The organism is Mucilaginibacter galii (genome assembly GCF_014635825.1).
Classification (GTDB): domain Bacteria; phylum Bacteroidota; class Bacteroidia; order Sphingobacteriales; family Sphingobacteriaceae; genus Mucilaginibacter; species Mucilaginibacter galii.
Window position 1 is genome coordinate 271,199 of record NZ_BMDO01000008.1, and the last position, 7,863, is coordinate 279,061.

Genomic DNA, 7,863 nt, shown 5'->3' on the forward strand with positions numbered 1-7,863 from the left:
TCTGATAGATTCCTGTTGTTGTCAATTTCTGATTTCCTTAGTTATCAGCGACTCAGGGCCGTTATTGTTATGATTAACATGGCGAACAGGAATGTAATAGGATATTTCACAGGCTTTTAGCGCCAAGGATTAATTTTTCGCTTTCAAACACGTTACTTTGCGTGCATGTTCAGGCCTTTACCTTTTCGATATGCCCTCGTGCTGCTGTTTTTGATGGGGGCATGCAAGAGAACGGATCCAAAAGACACTGCGTTTTATTACTGGAAAACCACATTTGACTTAAGCGCCAAGCAAAAAACGCTCCTGCGAAAAACTAATACCAAGGCAATCTACATCCGCTACTTTGATGTGAAATGGAATGACCTGCACAAACGTTCTTATCCTGAGGCGGTGGTGCGCTTCGATCAAGGCGCATGTCCGCTTCCGGTCATCCCCGTAATTTATATCACCAACAAGACCTTTGAGAAAATGCCAAAGAACGGTATTGACAGCTTGGCTTTCAATTGTGTGAAGCTTGTCACGCAACTATCTTCGCAACAAAAATTCAGACCCGTGAAACTACAGGTTGACTGCGATTGGACGTTGAAGACCCGGGATGCTTATTTCACCTTCCTGGCTGCCATCAAAAAAAGATCGAAATGTACTTTGGAAGCAACCATTAGACTCCACCAGATCAAATACGCGCACCTTACAGGCGTGCCGCCGGTAGATCGGGGCGTGTTGATGTTTTACAACATGGGAAAGCTGAATGCCAATTTGAAACAAACCAACTCTATCTATAACGGCGAGGACGCCGGGCACTACCTCCGTCATCTCAAGGCATACCCACTATCACTTGACGTAGCTTTACCTATATTTTCATGGGCGATTCAGATTCGCAACGGGCGAATGATCCAGGTGTACCAAAAGCTAGATCGTATGAATCTGGAAAATTTAAATTTCGAGAAGCTGGCTGTGACGGAGAATGCGTTCCGTGCGAAAAAAAGTTTTTATCTACTAGGAATCTATATCAAACAAAATGATATTTTTAAGGTGGAAGAGACCAATGCACAGTCACTTGAAAAGGCCGCCAGCCAATTAGCAAAAAATCTACCCGAGGACTCGAAAAGAACCATCATTTATTATGAACTGGCCAATATTGATACGACAATTTTTAGAGCAGAAACCATTCGCCAGGTTTCTGCTTGTTTTTAGCATTTGCACCATTTGCCTTACCGGTGTTATATGGGCATGTTCGGATTCTGGCGAGACAGAGTACTCGGTTTTTGCGCCGGAGTACTTTGTGAATGAAAAATATTCTCCGTTTTTCTATGCCAGTGATGTGGTCTATTACAGTGTCGGCTACGCAGAAAGCAGTAACACCCAATTCAACTCGATCGTTTTTGTTGAATGGGATACCTATTTTAAGCAGAGCGTCCCCTCAACTAATTTGAAATACCTGCTTTTTATATCAGGCGTGAACAGTATCGATTCGGTTGACCACTATGTTAACGGTCTATCACAATCGATCCCTAAAGGCTTTACTGATACCGCTAGAAGTTCGCTTACGGGTAAAAAAGCAAAGCAATTCTTCGATTATCTTAAACTGGCACGGGAATGTGAGAGCTATGCTGTTAATGATGATTGGAGTTCATGGGATACGGTGCGGCGTCATTATGCGAATGCTGATCTGGAACCGAGATTGTTGACCGCTTTCCATAGTGCTAAGGACAGGTTCATCAAAGAACGCCTCTGGTTCCAATTAGTCAGATACTATTTCTTCAGCGGGGATGCAGATAACAGCGACCTTGTGGTGAAGATCTTTGATCAGTACAAAAATAATTTCCCACATGACCTGATGTGGTACCGGTCGCTGGGCTATGTAGCCGGGCATTATTATGCGGCGAAAGATTTCGCGCGGGCCAATTACCTGTACAGCTTGTGTTATGAATTTAGTAATAACCTGAAGATACCAAGTTTTTGGAGCTTTCATCCGCAGGAGGAAGCGGATTGGGAACAAACCTTAAAACTAGCGCGGACCAAAGCAGAGCAGGTAACCTTGTGGCAAATGCTGGGTGCTCAGCAGGATGCGGGCAGGGCGATACGGGCGATCGCACAGATAGACCCGTCTTCCGAAAAACTTGACCTGTTGCTGAGCCGGCTGATTAATAGCCGGGAAAGTGTCACCCAACCAAGCGACTATTATGGCAATCCCGATACGGTCCTGCAAAGTGATGACCTCGATAAAAAGGTTGTGGAGGAGCTGGCTCAGAAAGGCAATACAGCCCGTCCGTACTTCTGGAATCTTGCAGCTGGCTATCTGAATTATCTTGATAGTAACTATACGGCTGCTGCTGAATTTTATGCGAAGGCTAAAAGAGAATTCCCAGGGAACGACACTTTGGTCGTTGCTCAAAGTAAAGTCCTCGATATCTTGCTACAGGTCGGAACCCTGAAAAAAATCGATGGCAGCGTCGAAAGCCGGTTGATAGCGCCTTTGAATTGGCTTGCTGACCTCGTTGCACAACGCTCAAAAGTTGAAAACCTGCGATTTGCCAATGCCGTAGAAGATTGTACCGCTCGCCTCTCGCGGTTATACCTTGAGCAGGGCGACCCGGTCAAAGCGGTATGTTTTAAAAGCAATACCGGAAGTGAGGTGTACCAGAACAGTGTCAGAACTGATGCCTTGATCGCACTCTTGAAGAAAACCGATCCCACACCGTTCGAGAAAGTAATGCTTCGTTATTATCCTTATTCGTTAAATGACCTTTACTATCACCAGGCATTAAGGTTAGTCTATTTACAACAACCTAACGCGGCACTCCATTTTTTGGAAAAACGCTCTGCTAAGGATACTCCGCTTTATGGAAACCCATTTAATAGCCGGCTGATTGATTGTCATGACTGTGATCATGCTGAGCCACAGAAGCAAAAATTTACGCCGCTGAAGTTTGTGCAAACACTGGCCAATATACAAGCTGAAATTGGTAGGGGCAAGCAGGTATATCGAAACGCATTTCTTGCCGCAAATGCTTTCTATAACATTACTTATTATGGCAATGCTAGGCTGTTTTATGAATTCGACATTGCCACAGGTAGCTCTTATGGATATGTCGATCCGGACTCTTTGGATCATCAATACTATTCGATGTCTGCTGCCTTGAAATATTATAAGTTGGCTTTGAAATATGCAACAGGTGAGGAGCAGAAGGCCCGCTGTACTCTTATGCTGGCGAAATGCGCACAAAACGAGATCTTTAATTTGGCCGACTACGACGAGGTAAGACCAGCGATACTCATGGATATTGCGGTTGACAACGCTGCGCTTAAGCGATATTATGGCTACTTCGATGAACTGAAGGTAAAGTACAGCCAGTCGGCTTATTATAAGGACATCATTAAAGAATGTGGTTATTTCCGGATGTATCTAAAACAAGATAAGCCGCTGGAAAGGGGAAAAAAAAATGAAATGCATTGATGAAAAGGTCTATAATGCGTTCTCAGCTGTATCTGCCTCCTGCAGGATGACGCTTTAATTGCTGAAGGTAACTCCCTCCGGGTTCTTTGCGTGTCGGGATCGCACTAAAAGGTTGGCTAATTTAGTAAGCTGAACCATTGTTATGTTGAACTTGCTGCTCTTTCCTAAATCATGAGTATTTGGCCACTTGCAGCGATTTAATAGCAAAAACTCCTGCTGCTAAACATGCCCGAGCCACTCGAAATCAGGCATAAGATACCTACGGATGAGAAAGTAAAAGACCTTTACCAAATGCTCATCAGCTCAGGTCATTTTGATGACCACGAACTCGGGGGCGCTCAGTTTAAATTTTTAAGCGGTATTGCTGACAGTTAACAACCAGAATGCTTAGACTGGCTAACTACCGGCTCCCCAAAAATGGGGTTCGCGATGAATTACGGTTCCCATATCGATCTTGAAAGATTAATCGAACAATTATACCAAAGGCACATTGACTACGTCGTTGCCCAGGATGATAGAAAGGCGCAGTTCTTGAGATACTTGGAATTTTTGATACAGAGAGAATCAACGGTCGCATTTCGCATACGAGAAGCGATTTATTGACTGGTAGTTTCTTTGATCGACATGCACCAGGCGAATGATTGTTTGTGATTAGGATCATTGCCGGAGGGCAAAAATGAATAGCAGCTTCATCAATCAAGCTCTCGGTCATCTTGTACCAATCCAGGGTAGCTGAGAAATATCGATGGTATCCTCCTTTTTTTCACTGTAAATCTTCAGGAAAAGGACGATGTCTTCTTATTTTGCTCGTATCTCGCTTATTCAAAGTGACAAAATAAAACCTCACAAATCAATCCATTATTGGGATACTTAAACTAATGAAGTCAAAATCGTGGTTGCCTTGTGCCAAAAACAAATTACTTACCCAAAAGACGCGGATTGCAGCTTTTGGGTTAAAGTATCCGTGCATACTCCAGGCATTAGCTATCTTAGTTTTTAGTCAGGGCTTTATACAATTTTTTCATTTTTTTTGCATCCCTCTCCAGTTTATCGACAAGGTCATGTATGTCGCTCGATTTCAATTCCTGGATTTTCGCAGTAATCTCTTTGCTTATCTCAGGCAATGGCCTGACGAAGTTGTCGGCGTTATAAAACTCAACACCTGAAAAAAGCTTCGTCAGGTGATCTTTACTTTTGTTTTGGATCCTGAGATGTTCGTCCTGTTGTTCAGAGGCGGCGCTAACCGCCTCTGACACCAATCGGTTGTAATAATCAAAATGAATTATGTGATCTGCAATCTCCAGCGTTACAATATTAAAGTCCATAAATATTCATGTAATAGGCTTCAAAGATAGATAAACTATAGTTACTGATAACATACTGGCCTTAACCGACCGAAAGTTTACAGATATCTACATTGGACTTTTTGGCTGGAGAACATCGTTAACAGATGATGTTGGTATAATCTTTTGTTAGGGTCGATAAGTGCGCAGCAAGCTTATCAGATTTTAGACCTCATTTTAAAAACTAAGCTTAGAGGGATTGATGTAAGCGATTAAATAGTTCTGCTTATACAGGTGTGCGATCACTTTTGACGGCCGGATGTAATCAACTTAAGCATCTTATGAAAAATTTCGCTGTTTTGGTAAGTGCCTGTAAAATTCTCCGCTCCTGGTCCATAGGCAAAAACCGGCACATTGACGCTGGTATGGTCGTTCGTGCTAAAGCCGCCCAAAACCATGCCCTGTGCAGTTGAAGCATCCAGCAAGGTCAGGCCACCGGTTTCATGGTCGGCGGTAATGATGACCAGCGTTTCACCATCCTGATCCGCAAACTTTAAGGCTTCGGCAATGGTCCGGTCAAAGTCATGCAGTTCGGTTACCACATAAGGCAGGTCATTGGCATGTCCGCCATAATCAATCTGAGCACCTTCCGCCATAATAAAGAAGCCTTTTTTGTTAGATGATAGCAATCGCAAAGTTTGCAGCAGCGACTGGCGCAACATATCACCCCGGCCATCCTTTATTGGCCGGGTATCGGCATCGGGTAACAATACCAGTTGCTTGCCGTCTTTGCCATTTTCAAGTTCATCAAGAGAGGTGTTTACCTTAAATTGCTTCGCTTTCAACTGATTCATCAACGCTTTATCTGGATTATTGAAAAAGCTTTTTTGATTCGAGCCGATCAATATTTCAACCTTGCTTTGTAATAGGTTGGCCGCAATAGCAGTCGATGATGAACGCTCGGTATTATGGGAATAAAATGCAGCAGGGGTAGCATCTGTAATATCGCCGCTACTGATGATACCGCTCTTAATACCGTAATGCGACAAGGTATCCGGAAGATTTTTAAGGGGTCTGCCTTGGGCATCTACTCCAATGTAGCGATTATTGGTTTTCTCTCCACTGGCCATAGCCGTTGCACCAGCGGCCGAATCAGTATTGTCGGAATTTGAGGCACGGGTTTGCGAAAAGCCGATATAACGGCATTGCAGCATGTTTAACTGCCCGTGGTTAGCCGTAAGGCCGGCCTGAATTTGTGCGGTGCCCATGCCGTCACCAATTAACAGGATTATGTTTTTTACTTTCCTGTTTCCACCGTCGGATTTATAAGTAGGCTGATAAACCGGGTAAGGTTTAGGGTTGATGAATTCAAGCTTTTTGCGATTTACAAAAAAATCATGAACCTGCTGCGGATGATCGGTATTGATCCAGTCGATACCCAGCTTTTCCAGTTGTATCCAGGTGTTCGGGCTATCCTGTGTGGCCCAAAATCTAAAGGGTTTATGCTGCGCATGGGCAGCATTAATAAGCGTTTTTAACTTTAGCGAATCGGCCGATGTAGGCGTGCCTTTACCATTCCAAACCGTATAGCTGCTTAATTCATCACTGATCATAGCAATTTGCTTTAGCTCACTTGCGCTGTAAACAATATTCGGGCGACCGTCGTAATAAATATAGTCAGGGTACTTACCAAAATTAGTGGGGGCAGGCATACTGCCACTCAATACCAGCTTTACCGTGTGCTTATTGGCAGGATCATTGAAAATAGCCTTAAATGGTGCCAGTTCTTTAATAAGGGCTGGTATTACATGCTCATGGTCTTCCTTGATGTCAACTACCAGTTGCAATGTATAGGAGGTATCGGCATATGGCCGGTTGCCGTTCTTTTTAAAAAAGGCGACCAGTGGCTTTAGATACAGGTCGGTAAGTGTGCGGTCTTCAGTAATTTCCTTACGCTCGTGTGCCACGTACAGCTTGCCGTTCAGCAAAAATACATCGGCTTCTATAGATCCGGCTCCGGCATAATAAGCCTGCAAAAAAGGAATATTTTGCTTATAATCATTATGACTGTGTGACCGGTTGGCGGTAATGGTTTGCGCACCTACTGTTGTTGTAAGCAAGCAAAAGGCCAGTGCTACCAAGGTGTATTTGTTTTTCAAGGCTTTCATTTTAAAAAAAGTAAAAAGGTAGCGGGTTGAAGAATGTTTGCAACCCGCTGCCTGTAATGTTTTACCAGCCGGCGTTTTGCTTAATAATGCCGCTGCTTCTGTCAATTTCCTTTTGCGGTACGGCCCAAACATGATGAACTGCCGGATTGAAGGTACGTGCAGGCCATATTATACTGCCGCTAAAGCCATGTAGTGGTTGCGCATAAGCCGCCTGCGCATCGCCCCAGCGCACCAAATCGCGGTGACGGTCGGCCCATTCACCGGCCAGTTCGCAACGGCGTTCTTTTTTCAAGTTGGCCATGGTTGCGTTTTGCAAAGGTTGCGATAAACCGGCCCTGCGTCTAACCATATTTATTTCAGCATCTGCGTTTTTACCCTGCATTAAAGCTGCTTCGGCTTTTATAAGCAGTATTTCGGCATAGCGTAATAGCGGTACGTTTAGATCAGTGGTAGGGTGGTCACCATTGGAGCTAATGTGCGTGCCTACCGGGTTTGCGTAGCTGAAAGGTTCCATATATTTGTTAAACTGATAACCCGAAAGGCTGTTAACCGAGCTGTAAACCGTTTCGGTTCCAAAATACATAAATTTATCACCAGGTTTTAAAATGGTAACCTCGCGGCGAACATCTCCTGTTTCAAATGCATCATACAATTCTTTGGTGGGCTGATAGTATCCCCAACCATTGTACTTACCCCAGCCCTTGTTTTCGAGCATTACACCTGGTAACATGGTGCCCCAGCCACTTGAACCTTTAGCCGTACCAACAGCCGACCAGATATACTCTGTGCTATAGTTGTTTGCCGCTTTAAATACATCGGCATAATTAGGAAGTAATGTTGATATTCCGGGGATGTTGACCACCTAATTCCGTGGCAAAGTGACCAGGCGATTAGCTGGCGAACGATAGCAGCGAGAGCTGTAAAAGCGTTTTCAAAGTTAGTTATTAAAAGTGGT

General features: G+C 44.1%; 6 protein-coding genes. 3 read left to right on the plus strand and 3 right to left on the minus strand.

Translation table 11 applies throughout. The features are described from left to right. Positions 1-165 precede the first annotated feature (165 nt). From IEV61_RS15120 to IEV61_RS15130, 3 genes are all read left to right on the plus strand, one after another. A complete protein-coding gene (locus IEV61_RS15120; protein WP_188417870.1) occupies positions 166-1,194 on the plus strand; it encodes a hypothetical protein in 1,029 nt (342 codons plus the stop codon). Beyond that, positions 1,124-3,457 carry a hypothetical protein gene (locus IEV61_RS15125; protein ID WP_188417871.1) on the plus strand — a complete coding sequence of 778 codons (2,334 nt, stop codon included), beginning with the start codon at positions 1,124-1,126 and terminating at the stop codon, positions 3,455-3,457. The genes IEV61_RS15120 and IEV61_RS15125 overlap by 71 nt, the downstream gene beginning before the upstream one ends. 225 nt (positions 3,458-3,682) lie before the next feature. Further along, positions 3,683-3,832 carry a hypothetical protein gene (locus IEV61_RS15130; RefSeq protein ID WP_188417872.1) on the plus strand — a complete coding sequence of 50 codons (150 nt, stop codon included), beginning with the start codon at positions 3,683-3,685 and terminating at the stop codon, positions 3,830-3,832. 614 nt (positions 3,833-4,446) lie between these two features. On the opposite strand, the gene IEV61_RS15135 is transcribed toward IEV61_RS15130, so the two are convergent. The 3 genes from IEV61_RS15135 to IEV61_RS15145 all read right to left on the minus strand — a co-directional run bounded on the left by IEV61_RS15135 (position 4,447) and on the right by IEV61_RS15145 (position 7,770). Continuing rightward, a complete protein-coding gene (locus IEV61_RS15135) occupies positions 4,447-4,782 on the minus strand; it encodes a hypothetical protein (RefSeq protein ID WP_188417873.1) in 336 nt (111 codons plus the stop codon). A gap of 260 nt (positions 4,783-5,042) precedes the next feature. After that, positions 5,043-6,908 carry an alkaline phosphatase gene (locus tag IEV61_RS15140; protein WP_188417874.1) on the minus strand — a complete coding sequence of 622 codons (1,866 nt, stop codon included), beginning with the start codon at positions 6,906-6,908 and terminating at the stop codon, positions 5,043-5,045. Between the two features lie 61 nt (positions 6,909-6,969). Next, complete coding sequence (locus IEV61_RS15145; protein WP_188417875.1) at positions 6,970-7,770, minus strand: RagB/SusD family nutrient uptake outer membrane protein; 801 nt, start codon at positions 7,768-7,770, stop codon at positions 6,970-6,972. Between the last annotated feature and the right edge of the window lie 93 nt (positions 7,771-7,863).